12 protein-coding genes are annotated in these 13,698 nt (G+C 66.1%); 11 read left to right on the forward strand and 1 reads right to left on the reverse strand.

Going from position 1 to position 13,698, the window contains the following annotated elements; all coding sequences use genetic code 11:
• Window positions 1–27: 27 nt before the first annotated feature.
• A complete protein-coding gene (locus tag GGC47_RS01170; RefSeq protein WP_112765132.1) occupies window positions 28–372 on the reverse strand; it encodes an ArsR/SmtB family transcription factor in 345 nt (114 codons plus the stop codon).
• Between the two features lie 1,129 nt (window positions 373–1,501).
• On the opposite strand from GGC47_RS01170, the gene GGC47_RS01175 reads away from it, so the two are divergent.
• From GGC47_RS01175 to GGC47_RS01225, 11 genes are all read left to right on the forward strand, one after another.
• Window positions 1,502–2,593, forward strand: a complete 1,092-nt coding sequence (locus GGC47_RS01175; protein WP_142020382.1) for a LacI family DNA-binding transcriptional regulator — start codon at window positions 1,502–1,504, stop codon at window positions 2,591–2,593.
• Between the two features lie 66 nt (window positions 2,594–2,659).
• Window positions 2,660–3,535, forward strand: coding sequence for a carbohydrate ABC transporter permease (locus GGC47_RS01180; RefSeq protein WP_142020381.1), 876 nt, complete (start codon window positions 2,660–2,662; stop codon window positions 3,533–3,535).
• Window positions 3,525–4,358: a carbohydrate ABC transporter permease gene (locus GGC47_RS01185; protein ID WP_142020380.1), complete on the forward strand. Its 834-nt coding sequence runs from the start codon at window positions 3,525–3,527 to the stop codon at window positions 4,356–4,358. Before GGC47_RS01180 ends, GGC47_RS01185 begins: the two co-directional genes overlap by 11 nt.
• Window positions 4,359–4,383: 25 nt before the next feature.
• A complete protein-coding gene (locus GGC47_RS01190; protein ID WP_142020379.1) occupies window positions 4,384–5,679 on the forward strand; it encodes an ABC transporter substrate-binding protein in 1,296 nt (431 codons plus the stop codon).
• 74 nt (window positions 5,680–5,753) lie between these two features.
• The gene (locus tag GGC47_RS01195; RefSeq protein WP_113253179.1) at window positions 5,754–7,193 is read left to right on the forward strand and encodes an FAD-dependent oxidoreductase; all 1,440 of its coding nucleotides are present in this window, start codon (window positions 5,754–5,756) and stop codon (window positions 7,191–7,193) included.
• Between the two features lies 1 nt (window position 7,194).
• A complete protein-coding gene (locus GGC47_RS01200; RefSeq protein WP_429066564.1) occupies window positions 7,195–8,847 on the forward strand; it encodes an FGGY-family carbohydrate kinase in 1,653 nt (550 codons plus the stop codon).
• Window positions 8,844–9,572, forward strand: a complete 729-nt coding sequence (locus GGC47_RS01205) for an SDR family oxidoreductase (protein ID WP_112765138.1) — start codon at window positions 8,844–8,846, stop codon at window positions 9,570–9,572. The genes GGC47_RS01200 and GGC47_RS01205 overlap by 4 nt, the downstream gene beginning before the upstream one ends.
• A 155-nt stretch (window positions 9,573–9,727) precedes the next feature.
• On the forward strand, window positions 9,728–10,549 hold the full coding sequence (locus GGC47_RS01210) for a metallophosphoesterase family protein (RefSeq protein WP_429066567.1): 822 nt from the start codon (window positions 9,728–9,730) through the stop codon (window positions 10,547–10,549).
• An 81-nt stretch (window positions 10,550–10,630) separates the two neighbouring features.
• The gene (locus GGC47_RS01215; RefSeq protein ID WP_429066570.1) at window positions 10,631–11,821 is read left to right on the forward strand and encodes an ABC transporter ATP-binding protein; all 1,191 of its coding nucleotides are present in this window, start codon (window positions 10,631–10,633) and stop codon (window positions 11,819–11,821) included.
• Window positions 11,818–12,741: a carbohydrate ABC transporter permease gene (locus tag GGC47_RS01220; protein ID WP_429066573.1), complete on the forward strand. Its 924-nt coding sequence runs from the start codon at window positions 11,818–11,820 to the stop codon at window positions 12,739–12,741. The genes GGC47_RS01215 and GGC47_RS01220 overlap by 4 nt, the downstream gene beginning before the upstream one ends.
• A complete protein-coding gene (locus GGC47_RS01225) occupies window positions 12,741–13,616 on the forward strand; it encodes a carbohydrate ABC transporter permease (RefSeq protein ID WP_113253174.1) in 876 nt (291 codons plus the stop codon). The genes GGC47_RS01220 and GGC47_RS01225 overlap by 1 nt, the downstream gene beginning before the upstream one ends.
• Window positions 13,617–13,698: the final 82 nt, after the last annotated feature.

The following is a 13,698-nucleotide window of genomic DNA, read 5'->3' on the forward strand; positions in this document are numbered from 1 at the left end:
TGATGCATGCCTTCTCCCAGCCTCTCGTCAATCTCGCCCCTGGCGCCGCGCATCCAGCAGCGCGGCCAGAGCATCGAGCCGTTCAGTCCAGAACCTCTGATAGCGGGCGAGCCAGCTCATCGCTTCCTCCATCGGCCCGGCGTTGAGATGGCAGGACACGGTGCGCCCCGCCTTGGTCCGCGTCAGCAACCCGGCGTCGGACAGGACGTCGAGATGCTTCATCACCGCCGGCAGCGAGACCGGAAAGGGCTTCGCCAGCTCACTGACGGACAGCCCATCCTCCTGCTCCAGCCGCGCCAGCAAGGCCCGGCGCGTCGGGTCCGCCAGGGCAGAGAAGGTGCGGTCGAGCTGCGCATCCTGAAACTTAACCATTGAGTTAAGTGTAAGTCCATGACGAGGCCGCCGTCAAGATCCAGGCCGTTCGCATACGGCGCAGTGTGTGGGGAAAAGTGAAGTTTGCCGCAGTTTACGAAAGCGACCGCAATCTCACTGGTCACTGGTACGCACCCGGGATTTGTTCAACATAAAACTCCAGCGGGCCGACGAATGATCCGGAATGAGGCCGGCGGCTTATCTCAGGCGCAGAAAGTTTGGCACCTTGAAGCGCCAATGCGGCACCTAGAAGCAGATAGAATGGCACTGGGTCGCGAATGATCCGGTGCTTAATCGACCAGAATGGCCAGCGGATTCCTGCCGGCCGTTCTGATTCTGCACATCGAGATGAAGCGTCTGGGTCGTTCTGAACGCGACCTCATATCGCCCCCCCCAACGTGGCAGGTTGAGTCTCGGCATGTCGGCGGATCGTTACGAGTACACGCCTGCGATTGGCCCCTTCCCGACCTTCGGAAGGTCTGCTTCCGAGCGATCCAATTCAAACATCGAACTTCGGCGTCTGCTGCCTACAGCGACATCGTCCAAATGCCATATGCCAACATCTCCTGACACTGAGCTTTGCCAGTCGGCCTGGCGGTATGTGAGCCGGGTTGGCCGGGGGCAGGCGCGACGGCGAAGGACAGAGGGCTAATCCGCCCGCCTCGCTGCTGCCCGGCTTGCCTGACGCCCCTGGCACCGCGGCGGCATCGTTCGACCGCGGGGGTAGCCGGCCGATGAATGTCGCCGGCGAAACCGCGACACCGAAGTCAGGGAGTTCGGCAGGGAACTCGGAAGGGCCAAATTCCAAGTGGAGATCGGAGATCACAAGGAGACGCATACAGCCCTTTCGTTATCGATCTGGCCGGTCGATAGGCCAACGACAATGTCGTCTCGCTCAATCTATCCCGAGAGCTTATTTTGTCGGACCGGCCATGGCTGAACTCAACGCGAAGCTTTTCAAAACTATGATCGGGCTTGGCGCTTCCGACTCTGTCGGTTCCGAACGGCTTCGGCGAGCCCCCCGCGTCCGTCGGGAGGAATTGGTTATGTCCTCGAGAACGCAGCGAGCACTTGTGCAGCAAAGCGCGCCCTGTTAAACGTTTTTCTGCAAAACGTTTAACAGGACGCTATGGACGATCGACGGATCACGATCAGGGATGTCGCGGCACGCGCCGGCGTTTCGATTGCGACGGTCTCGAATGTGTTCAGCGGCAACAAGCCGGTGAACGCCGATCTGCGCGAGCGCGTGCTCAAGGCCGCGGACGAACTTGCCTATCAGGTCGATCGTGCCGCCTCGCAGCTCCGCTCCGGCCAGGCCAAGGTCGTCGGCGTGCTCGTGCCCGATCTCGACGACGTCTTCTTCACCTCGCTGGTGTCGCAGCTCGAGGTGATGGCGCAGGCGGATGGCTACGACATCCTCGTCGCCAGTTCGCGCGATGATATCGGTCTTGAACAATCGCGCCTGCGCACCTTGCTGGCATGGCGCCCCTCCGGCCTGATCGTGGTGCCCTGCTCGGATGCGATGCCGCGTGGCCTCGCGGGAGAGATCGGGCGGCTGCCGATGGTCTTCGCCGACCGTGTTCCGCCCGAGGGCTCGGCCGTCGACACAGTGGCGATCGACAACCGCGAAGCCGGCGAGATTGCCGCCCGTCATCTGCTCGGCCTCGGCCACCGCGACATCGTCATCGCCGCCTCAAGCCTTGCCATCTCCCCGATCCGCGAGCGCGTTCGCGGGGCTTGCGAGCTGATCCGCAGGGCGGCGGGCGTCGAGGCGACGGTGGTCGAGCTTGGCTCTGTCGCCGAGCGGGGAGCGGAGCTGTTCCGGCACTGGCTGGAGCGGCACGCGCGGCCGAGCGCCGTCATCGCACTGACCAATGTCACGACGCTGAGCGCCCTGTCGGCGCTCGCGCGGCTCAGGATCGACGTTCCCGACCCCGTCTCGGTGATCGGCTTCGACGACTACCCCTGGATGAGCGCCCGCAAGACTGGGCTGACCGCGATCCGCCAGCCGGTCGCGGAGATCGCTGCAGCAGCCTGGCAGCGCCTGCGTGCGCGCATGGCGGGCGATGAGGCGCTGCCGCAGACCATCGTGCTGCAGACCAGCCTGCAAGTCCGCGATTCCGTGCGCGACCTGTCGCCCGGCGCCGCCGGCGAAAGGGACGCTCTCGACGCCGCGCCACGAACGGAGGAAGCGGCCGCAGCGCCCAAAGCCATTCACTGACGGACGCATAGCGTCCGCAATCACCGGGCCGACAGAGCCCGGAACGAAAGAAGTCCGGAGGAACGCGTGCAATTGCAAAGAACGGCACGGATACTGCCGCTGCTGGCGCCGGTGCATCTGCTCATCCTGAGCGTGATCGTGCTGCCGTCGCTCTATGTCGTATGGCTGAGCCTCAACACGTCGAGCTTCGGCCAGGCGCCGAGCTTCGTCGGCCTGCAGAATTACTGGCGCGTCCTGACCGATCCCGCCTTCCTCAGCGCGCTCTGGAACACCGTCGTCCTCGTCGTCGTAGCCGTGCATCTGGAGCTGGCGGTCGGCCTCGGCATGGCCCTGCTCTTCGCCAGCGGCCTGCCCTTCCGGCGCTTCCTGCTTGTCGCGGTGCTCGCGCCCTATGCGGTCAGCGAGGTCACAGCCGTCGTGATGTGGCGCTTCCTGTTCGATCCCGATGCCGGGCCGATCACGCTCGCCCTGCACGCGCTTGGCCTGCCCTCGCTCGACTGGTCGTTCGAGCCCTCGCACGCGATGATCCTGATCGGCCTTCTGACGATCTGGCTGCACCTGCCCTTCACCTTCGTCATCGTCTATGCGGCGCGGCTCGCCATCCCGGCCGAGCTCTACGAAGCCGCCCGGATCGACGGCGCGACGCGCTGGCAGGCCTTCCGCCGCGTGACTCTGCCCCTGCTCGGCCCGGCCATGCTGATCGCGCTGCTCTTCCGCTACATCTTCGCCTTCCGCCTGTTCTCGGAGGCGTGGTTGCTGACCAAGGGCGGGCCGGCCCGCTCGACCGAGGTCGTGGCGGTCTACCTCTATCAGGAGGCCTTCAGCTTCAACGCGTTCGGCCCGGCCGCAGCAACCGCCTGGATTATGGTGCTGGCCTCGCTGCTGCTCGCCGGCGCCTATGTCTTCCTGCTCAGGCGCGGAGGTGTCGCCCATGCGCACTGAGCGGCTCCTGATTGGGCTGGGCAAGGCGCTCGCGGTCGTCGCGATCCTGTTCTGGTCGCTCTTCCCGATCCTGTTCATCGCCTTGTCGTCACTGAAGCCGGGGCAGGACATCTTCGCCGTGCCACCGAAATGGCTGTTCACCCCAACCTTCAAGCACTATGTCGAGCTCTGGCGCTCTTGGGGCGTGTTCTTCGAGGGGCTGCTCAACAGCCTGCTGATCACGGTCGGCGCGACGCTGCTCGCCATCATCGCCAGCGCCTGCGCCGGCTATGTCTATTCGCGCAATTCCGGCCGCTGGCTCGGCGCGAGCCTGCTCGGGCTCATCATCGTACGCCTGATCCCGCCGATCGTGGTGACGTTGCCGCTCTTCCCGATCGTGAACTGGCTGGGGCTCAGCGACACCCATCTCGTCCTGATCCTGCTCTACGCCACCTTCTTCGTCTCGCTGGGAACGGTGCTGATGCGCACCTTCATGGACCAGATCCCGCGCGAGCTGGACGAGGCGGCGTCGATAGACGGCGCCAGCCGCATGACCATTCTGCGCAAGGTCATTGCGCCGCTGGCGATGCCCGGCGTGCTCGCCGTCGCGGTCTTCGTGATCGTCTTCTCGTGGAACGAGTTCCTCTTCGCCTTCATCTTCACGGCGACGAAGGCGAAGACGGCCCCACTCGTGATCTCCGAGATGATCGGCTCCATCGACGGGGTCGACTGGGGGATTCTCTTCGCCGCCGCGACGGTGCAGCTCGTGCCCGTCCTCGTCTTCGTCGTCTTCATGAACCGCTACCTCGTGGCCGGCCTCACCGCCGGTTCGACGAAGGGATAGCCAACCAAAAAGAGGGAGGAAGAACATGTCGAACAAGCCTGAAACCAAGCTCACCCGCCGCGCCTTTGTTGCCGGCTCGGCCGGCGTCGCCGCCACGCTCGCAGTCGCTCCCGCGTTCGCCGCGGGCAAGACGCTGAACGTCCTCAGCCACAAGGTCCACCAGACTGTGCTCGGCAGCGGCGATGGCGACCTGATGGCCGGCTGGCGCAAGGCCAACGATGCCGAGATCGCCTTCACCACCTTCGACTCGAACCCGCTGCAGGACCGGCTCTTCCGCGAGGCCAGCCTGAAGGAGACCGAGTACGGCGTCGGTTATCTCATCGACAACCGGCCGACCTCCCAGATCGCCGCGCTGTTCGAACCGCTCGGCCCCTATCAGGACAAGGACGCGATCGAGGATTTCGGCGATATCGCGTCCGGCCTCGTGCAGGGCATGACCGTCGATGGCAAGCTGATCGGCATCCCCGTCCGCCATGCGACGCAAGGCCTGTTCTACAACGAGGCGTTGCTGGAGGAGGCCGGCATCTCCGCCCCGCCGGCGACACTGGAAGAGCTGATCGAGCAGGCGAAGAAGACCACCTTCACCTCCAAGGCCGGCACGCCGGTGACCGGGATGGTGCTGGCGAGCGATCTCGCCGTCTTTCCCGTGATGTTCGCCCGCGCCTATGGCGGCGATTTCATCGGCCCCGATCTCAAGCTGGTGCCGAACCGCGAAGCGCTGGAGCAGGGGCTAGGCGCTCTGCGCGGCATGTTCGAAAGCGGCAGCCTGCCGCGCAGCTACGCCACGACCAAGAACGACGACCAGGTCACCTGGCTGCAGCAGGGCCGCGCCGCCTTCACCGTGCTGCCCTTCGCGCGGGGCGCGCAGCTCAACAATGCCGAGCAGAGCAAATTCCCGGGCAAGATCAAGGCGGTCCCCTTCCCCGGCTCAAAGGCGATCCAGGGCAAGATGCCGATGGCCTCGGTCGTCGAGGCCTGGGCGATGTCGATCCCGAAGAACGCGAAGGACAAGGCGCTAGCCTGGAGCTTCATCAAAGAGGTCTCCAGCAAGCGCGTGACGCTCGGCATGGCGTTGAACGGCAACGGCCCGGTGCGGGTCTCGACCTATGCCGACGAGAAGCTGAAGGCCGGCAATGCGCTCGCCGCCGTGGAAGCCAAGGTGCTGGCGACGGCGCGCGGCGCCTTCCCGCCTTTCCCGGAGGCTGCCCGCGCCCAGGCGACTTTCCTCGAGGAGGTCCAGCTCGCCGTCCTCGGCCGCAAACCGGTCAAGGACGCCGTCTCCGCCATCATCGAACGCGTCAAGCCGATGATGCCGGCCTGATCACTCTTCGACCTGCGGGGCGCACTGTTCCGCAGGCTTTCGCACACTTCGTGACACCTTGAAGGAAACTCGCCATGTCGACCGCCGCGACCCGCTTCATCGAGGAGCCGGCCCGCTCCATCCCCGTCTCCGCCGAATATGACGTGCTCGTCGTCGGCGGCGGCCCATCAGGCCTCACCGCCGCACTCGCTGCCGCCGAGGACGGCCTGCGGGTCGGGCTGATCGAGAGCCGCAGCTTCGTGGGCGGCAACATGACGATCGGCCTGCCGGTGCTCGGTTTCCTCGGCCAGAAGGGCAACCAGATCATCGACGGCCTGCCGCAGAAATTTATCGAGCGCCTGCGCCGGGAACGCCAGGGCGCGAGCGAGCATCGCCCCTGCCCGCTCCACATGGGCATCACGCTGGTCGAGCCCGAGGCGGTGAAAACGGTGGCGCTGGAGATGCTGACGGAAGCCGGCGTCGACGTGCTGTTCTACACCTTCTTCGCCGGAGCGCTGGTAGAGAACGACACGATCCGCGGCGTCATCACCGAGAGCAAGAGCGGTCGCACCGCCATTCTGGCGAAGGTCGTGATCGATTGCAGCGGCGATGCCGACGTCGCCTATAGCGCCGGCGTGCCGACCGAGAAGGGCAATGCCGAGGGCGGCATGCAGCCGCCGACATTGATGTTCTGCCTCGCCGGGGTCGATACCGATGCCTTGAGACTTTCCATCGCCAATGCCCCGCCGGCCGCGCGAACCTATCTCACCGATTTCATCCCGGCCGAGTATTTCGGCCAGAACCACCAGTTCATCGTCGTCGGCATGCGCGAGCTCATGGCCAAGGCCAAGGCCGAGCGCGGCCTCCAGATCCCGAACGAGCGCACGATCATCATCACCGGCCTGAAGAAGGGCGAGGTCTGGATCAACATGACCCGCGTCAAGGGCACGGACGGCACCGATGCCCGCAGCCTGACCAAGGGCGAGATCGAGGGCCGCGCCCAGATCGACGACATCGTCACCTATCTCGTCAATTACGTGCCGGGCTTCGAGAAGGCCTATTTCACCAAGACCGCGCCCTTCCTCGGCATTCGCGAGACGCGCCGCATCCGCGGGCAATATGTGATGACCCAGGAGGACGTGCTCGCCTGCACGCATTTCGACGATGCCATCGCGGTGGCGAGTTACCCGATCGATATTCACCGCCCGTCAGACGATGGCTGCACGCTGATCTGGTGCGGCGACTGCTACGACATCCCGTATCGCTCGCTGGTGCCGCAGAAGATCGGCAACCTGCTCGTCGCCGGGCGCAGCATCTCCGCGACCCATGAGGCGATGGGCGCGATCCGCGTCATGGCGACCTGCATGGCGATGGGCGAGGCTGCCGGCCGAGCTGCCAAGATTTCGGTGCGCGGCAACCGCCCGCCGGCCGATATCGATGTGGGTGAACTGCGCCGCCAACAGCTCGATCACGGCGTCTATCTGCGCAATCCGGACGGCACCCGCGCCGGGCCGCCGAACCGCGCTGCGGCCTGATATGGCCGGGCATTTCATCGGCATCGATGTCGGCACCGGCAGCGCCCGGGCCGGCATCTTCGACAAGCAAGGGCGCATGCTCGCGACAGCGAAGCGCGACATTGCGCTCTATCGTGACGGGCCTGATATCGCCGAGCAGTCGAGCGCGGATATCTGGCAGGCGGTCTGCACCAGTGTGCGCGAAGCGATGGCGGAAGCCGGGCTCGCGCCGGACGACATCGCCGGCATCGGCTTCGACGCGACCTGTTCGCTGGTCGTGCTCGGGCCGGGCGGAAAACCGCTGCCGGTCGGCGCCCATGGCGATGCCGGCCGCGACATCATCGTCTGGATGGACCATCGCGCCATCGAGCAGGCCGAACGCATCAACGCGACGCGCCATCCGGTCCTCGCCTATGTCGGCGGCACGATCTCGCCGGAGATGGAAACGCCGAAACTGCTTTGGCTCAAGGAGAACCTGCCTGAGACCTATGATGCCGCCTGGCAGTTCTTCGACCTGCCGGATTTCCTGACATGGCGCGCAACCGGCTCGCTCGCGCGCTCGACCTGCACGGTCACCTGCAAATGGACCTATCTCGCACATGAGGGGCGCTGGGACCCGAGCTATTTCCGCGGGGTCGGGCTCGACGACCTCGCCGATGAGGGCCTCGCCCGGATCGGCACCGAAATCGTTCCGGGCGGCACGGCACTCGGCACCGGGCTCACCGAACAGGCCGCTGCCGAGCTCGGCCTGAAGCCCGGCACCGCCGTCGCCGCCGGACTGATCGATGCCCATGCCGGCGGTGTCGGCTCGGTCGGCGTACGCTCGCCGCACGGTTCGGCGCTGACCCGCATGGCCTATGTCTTCGGCACCTCGGCCTGCACCATGGCGAGCAGTGCCGAGCCGGTCTTTATCCCCGGCATCTGGGGCCCGTATTTCTCGGCGATGGCGCCAGGGCTCTGGCTCAGCGAGGGCGGGCAGTCGGGAGCCGGCGCGGCCATCGAGCAGCTCATCGGCTTCCACCCGGCAACGCCCGAGGCGCAACGTCTCGCCGAAGGCGAAGGGCTCTCCCTGCCCGACTGGCTCGCCGCTCAGGCGGTCCGGCATGCGGCCACGCCATCGAAAGCAGCCCTTCTCGCCGGCGAGATCATCGTCGTGCCCGACTTTCTCGGCAACCGTTCCCCCCATGCCGACCCGCAGGCGCGCGCCGTGATCGCCGGGCTCGGCATGGAACGCGACCTCGACGACCTCGTCGCGCTCTATATCGCCGGCCTGACAGGGATCGGCTACGGCCTGCGCCAGATCATCGAAGCGAGCCGGGTCAAGGGCGCCACGATCGAGGCGATCGTGCTCAGCGGCGGCGCGGGACGCCATCCCCTGATCCGGCAGTTGCTGGCCGATTGTTCCGAGTTGCCACTGCTGGCGCCTGACGATATCGACCCGGTCCTGCTCGGCTCCGCCATGCTCGCGGCCACAGCGGCGAAGACCTTCCCCAACCTTGGCGAGGCCATGACCCGGATGGCGCCGGGCGCCGCCGTCTTCGTCCCTGCCGGTGGCGAAATCGCTGATCTGCACGCTCGTCGCCTCGCCGCCTTCGAAACGCTGCAGGCGGCCGCCCGCACAGCCCGCGAGCTCATGCGGCCCGCGCGCCATCAAGCTCTGGAGACCTCGTCGTGACCCAAGACCTGACCGGAAAGACCGCCGCGATCACCGGCGCAGCCTCTGGGATCGGCCTCGCCTGCGCGAAAAGGCTTCTCGCGGCCGGCGCGCGCGTCGTGCTCGTCGATCGCGACGGCGAAGCCCTCGCGAAAGCCTGCGCGCCGCTCGGCGCCGACGCCATCCCGCTCGTCGTCGACTTGACCGCCCCCGCCTCCGTCACCGGCATGCTGCCGGCGATCCTCGACAAGGCAGGCCCGCTCGACATCTTCCATGCAAATGCCGGCTCCTATGTCGGCGGCCCGGTGAGCGAGGGCGATCCCGACGCCTGGGACCGCATGCTCAACCTCAACGTCAACGCCGTTTTCCGCAGCATCCATGCCGTGCTGCCACATATGATCGCGCGCAAGACCGGAGACATTCTCGTCACCAGTTCGGTGGCCGGCGTCGTTCCGGTGATATGGGAGCCGGTCTACACCGCCTCGAAACATGCGGTTCAGGCCTTCGTCCACACGCTTCGCCGCCAGGTCATCCCGCACGGCCTGCGGGTCGGCGCCGTGTTGCCCGGGCCTGTCGTAACGGCGCTGATCGCGGACTGGCCGCAGGAGAAACTCGATGCCGAGCGCGCCCGTGGCGGCCTGATCGAGGCCGAAGAGGTGGCGGAAGCCGTGCATTTCATGCTGACCCGGCCCCGCAATGTCACGATCCGCGACCTCGTGATCCTGCCGCAAAGCACCGATCTCTAGCCGGAAACGGTCTTCGGTCGCAGCAGGCGAACAAGCACTTAAAATACAATTGTGTCATCAAACATTCATTTGTATTGCCCGAGGCAAAGCCGCTGCCCGGCGCTCGCGCCGGGATGAGACGGTCGCCCGATGAAGTGGCGAATTCCGGAGGGGACATGCAGCGTATCGTGCAGATTTCCGACACGCATCTGAGCCCGACCAAGCGGCATTTCGCCGATAATTGGGCGCCGCTGACAGATTGGCTGGCGAGGCAGGCGCCGGACCTCGTCATCCATACCGGCGACGTCACCGTCGATGGCGCCGATATGGACGAGGACATGCGCCATTGCCGCACCCTGCTCGATACACTGGGCGTGCCCGTGCTCAGCACCCCCGGCAATCATGATGTCGGCGAGGCCTATCACCCGCATCAGCCGGTGAACGAGGCCCGCCTCGCGCGCTGGCGCCAGCATCTCGGCGACGACTTCTGGGTCCGCGATCTCGAGAACTGGCGGCTGATCGGCCTCAATTCGATGCTGTTCGGCAGCGACGAGGTCGAGGAGAAGCGCCAGCTCACCTGGCTCGATCAACAGATCGCCGAGGCGCAGGGCCGTCGGCTCGGCTGGTTCCTGCACCGCCCGCTCTTTATCGAGACGCCCGATGAGGGCGACATGGGTTACTGGAGCGTGCCGCCGCGGCCGCGCGCGCATCTGCTCGACCTCGTACGTCGTCACGAGATCGCCTTCGTCGCGAGCGGCCATCTGCATCGCGCGCATGACTTCACGGTCGCCGGCACACGCTACATCTGGGGGCCTTCCTCCGGCTTCGTCGTCGGCCCCGAATTGCAGCCGGGCATGGCCGGTACGACGACGCTCGGCGCCGTCTCCTACGGTTTCGACGGCCGGGATTTCACGGCCGAGATCCACGAAATCCCCGCGCTGAAGACACTCTGGATCGACGACGTGATCCACGAGGTCTATCCGCCGCGCGCCGCCTGAAACGCCTCCCCGGCCGCCAGCGGGTGCCGGGCCGAAACACGCCCAACGAAGAGCCCAGTGGGCCACAGAAAGGCGAACGCCATGGCCAAGGTCACACTGTCTTCGATCGTCAAATCCTTCGGGCCGACTAAGGTTCTCGGCGGCGTCGATCTCGATATCGCCGATGGCGAGTTCCTGACTCTGGTCGGCCCGTCCGGCTGCGGAAAATCGACGCTGATCCGGATCATTGCCGGCCTCGAGCACCAGGACGGCGGCAGCGTCGCGATCGGCGGCAGCGGCGTCGACCATCTGCGGCCGCATGAGCGGCGCGTCGCCATGGTCTTCCAGTCCTACGCGCTCTATCCGCATATGAGCGTCGGCGCGAACATCGCCCTGCCGCTGACGATGTCGCGGCTCAGGCTCTGGCAGCGCCTGCCGCTGCTGCGACAGCTCTCCGCCCAGCGCCGAACCGTGATGCGCGGCATCGAGGCCGATGTCGCGGCAGTGGCGACACAGCTCCAGCTTGACCATCTGCTCGCCCGCAAACCGGCCCAGCTTTCCGGCGGGCAGCGCCAGCGCGTCGCGCTCGGTCGCGCGATGGTGCGCAACCCCGACGTCTTCCTGATGGACGAGCCGCTCTCGAATCTCGACGCCAAGCTGCGCGTCCATATGCGCACGGAGCTGGCCGAACTGCACAAGCGCCTCGGCGCGACCTTCATCTATGTCACGCACGACCAGGTCGAGGCGATGACGATGTCCGACCGCGTCGCGATGATGGATTCAGGCTCCGTGCTGCAGCTCGGCACGCCCTCGCAGCTCTACGAGAAGCCGGCCTCGCTCAAGGTCGCGCAATTCATCGGCAGCCCGGCGATCAACCTGCTACCGGCGACGGTTACAAACGGCGGCCGCCTCGAACTCTTCGGCCGGCCCCTGGCGCTCGGCGTCCCGCTGGCGCAAGGACAGGCCGTAACGCTCGGCATCCGCTCCGAGGCCCTCTCGCTGGTCCAGGGCGAGCCCGGCAGCGGGCGCGCCTGGTTTTCGGCCCGACTGCGGCGCAAGGAGAATCTCGGCTCCGAATACATCCTGCATTTCGACCTCGCCGGGCGCGATGCAACCGGCGTGACGATGCGCGCGACGCCGACCGTAGCCGCCGGTGTCAACGAGACCGCCGAGGTCACGCTCTGCTTCGACGAGGCCGCAGCCCATGTTTTTGCCGCCGATGGCGAGCGCATCGAGCCACGCAGCCCCGGTGCTGCGACCGCCTCCGTCGTGCCACTGAGGGCCGGGGCATGACGCTCGCCCTCTCCGCCCCGGCCGGCCTTGCCCCCGCCGCGCGCCGCAGGCTCTGGATCGAGCGTGTCACCGGGCTCGGCTTCGCGCTACCGGCCTTCGTCCTGCTCCTGCTGACGATCCTGCTGCCGCTCGCTGTCCTGCTATGGCTCAGCCTGACGAACTACGAGTTCGGCGGCGTCGACATGGACTGGGTTGGCCTCGCCAATTTCCAGAAGGCGCTGGCCGATCCGATCATCCGGCGCTCGCTCGTCAACACGCTGCTTTATGTCGCCATCGTCGTGCCCGGCGGCGTGTTCGGCGCCTTGCTGATTGCCGTGCTGGTGCATCGGCGCAAGCGCACGCGCTCCTTCTACGAGGTGGTCTATTTCCTGCCGGTGACCTCGACCCTGATCGCCATGGCGACCGTCTGGCAGTTCCTGCTCCATCCGTCGCTCGGCCCGGTCAACGGCCTGCTGAAATGGCTCGGCATCGGCCCGATCGCCTTCCTCAGCGAACCCTCGACCGCACTGGCGACGCTCGCCGTGATCGGCATCTGGCAGCTCATCGGCTTCAACATGATCCTGTTCCTGGCCGGGCTGACCGCAATCCCGCGCGATCTCTACGAGGCCGCCGACATCGACGGCTGCTCCAGCGGGATCGACCGCTTCCTGACCATCACCTGGCCGCTGCTCGGGCCGACCACGATGTTCGTCCTGGTCACCACGATGATCACCGCCTTCAAGATCTTCGACACGGTGGCGGTGATGACGCGCGGCGGCCCGGTCGGGTCGACCGAGGTGCTGCTCTACAACATCTATCTCGAGGGCTTTCAGTATTTCCACACCGGCTATGCCGCGGCGCTGACCTTCATCTTCCTCGCCTTCATCCTCGTCTTCTCGGCCGTGCAGACCTTCGCCCTCGACAAGAAGGTGCATTACTGATGGCCGATCTCGCGCTTCCTGCTGTTCCGGTCACGCCCGCCCATTCGGTGCTGCGCCGGGCCCTCGTGCTAGCTCTGGTCCATGGCGTGCTGATCGCCGGCGCCATCTTCATGCTGGCGCCGTTCATCTGGATGCTGGTGACTTCGATCAAACCGCCGGCCGAAATCTTCAGCGCCGAGATCTCGCTCTGGCCGAAACAATTCTACGGGCTGCAGAATTACGGCCTCGCCATGGAGAAGGCGCCGCTGCTGCGCTTCGCGCTGAACGGCGTCATCCTCTGCGGCGGCATCCTGATCGTCCAGCTCCTGGTCGCGATACCCTGCGCCTATGCGCTGGCGAAGCTCGACTTTCCCGGCCGCAACACGCTCTTCGTGCTGGTCTTGCTCGGCCTGTGCATCCCGGTGCAGGTGCCGGCCATGCCGCTCTATATCGCGCTCGCACAGCTCGGCCTGCTCAACACCTATTTCTCGATGATGGTGCCGTTCTTCCTCTCGGTCTTCGCCATCTTCCTGTTCCGCCAGTTCTTCCGCAGCTTTCCCGACGACATCATCAACGCCGCCCGGCTCGACGGGATGAGCGAATTCGAGATCGTCTGGCGCATCGTCACGCCGAGCGCCTGGCCGGCCATCGCCGCCTTCTCGGTGTTCTCCGCCGTAGCGCACTGGAACGATCTCTACTGGCCATTGATCGTCATCTCCGACGCCAAGCTCGCGCCACCGCCGCTCGGGATGATGTTCTTCGCCGATGCCGAGACCGGATCGAATTACGGCGCACTGACGGCCGCCGCGACGATCCTGACCGCGCCGCTCGTCATCGCCTTCCTCGTCGCGAGGCGCCGGTTCATCGACGGCATCACCATGACCGGGGTGAAGTAGCCGGCCGCACGGCCGCGCCCCCCCAAAGTTCAGGCCTGAAGCAACTGCAACCCGACAGCTCCGCTGTCCATGCCAAGGAGAT

The sequence above is a fragment of the Allobosea sp. OAE752 genome (assembly GCF_050433265.1).
GTDB classification, from domain to species: Bacteria; Pseudomonadota; Alphaproteobacteria; order Rhizobiales; family Beijerinckiaceae; genus Allobosea; species Allobosea spartocytisi.

Bases quoted from the DNA above. Each gene is read 5' to 3' on its own strand.
- GGC47_RS01170 (WP_112765132.1), bottom strand. From the start codon at position 372: ATGGTTAAGTTTCAGGATGCGCAGCTCGACCGCACCTTCTCTGCCCTG.
- GGC47_RS01175 (WP_142020382.1), top strand. From the start codon at position 1,502: ATGGACGATCGACGGATCACGATCAGGGATGTCGCGGCACGCGCCGGC.
- GGC47_RS01185 (WP_142020380.1), top strand. From the start codon at position 3,525: ATGCGCACTGAGCGGCTCCTGATTGGGCTGGGCAAGGCGCTCGCGGTC.
- GGC47_RS01190 (WP_142020379.1), top strand. From the start codon at position 4,384: ATGTCGAACAAGCCTGAAACCAAGCTCACCCGCCGCGCCTTTGTTGCC.
- GGC47_RS01195 (WP_113253179.1), top strand. From the start codon at position 5,754: ATGTCGACCGCCGCGACCCGCTTCATCGAGGAGCCGGCCCGCTCCATC.
- GGC47_RS01200 (WP_429066564.1), top strand. From the start codon at position 7,195: ATGGCCGGGCATTTCATCGGCATCGATGTCGGCACCGGCAGCGCCCGG.
- GGC47_RS01210 (WP_429066567.1), top strand. From the start codon at position 9,728: ATGCAGCGTATCGTGCAGATTTCCGACACGCATCTGAGCCCGACCAAG.
- GGC47_RS01215 (WP_429066570.1), top strand. From the start codon at position 10,631: ATGGCCAAGGTCACACTGTCTTCGATCGTCAAATCCTTCGGGCCGACT.
- GGC47_RS01220 (WP_429066573.1), top strand. From the start codon at position 11,818: ATGACGCTCGCCCTCTCCGCCCCGGCCGGCCTTGCCCCCGCCGCGCGC.
- GGC47_RS01225 (WP_113253174.1), top strand. From the start codon at position 12,741: ATGGCCGATCTCGCGCTTCCTGCTGTTCCGGTCACGCCCGCCCATTCG.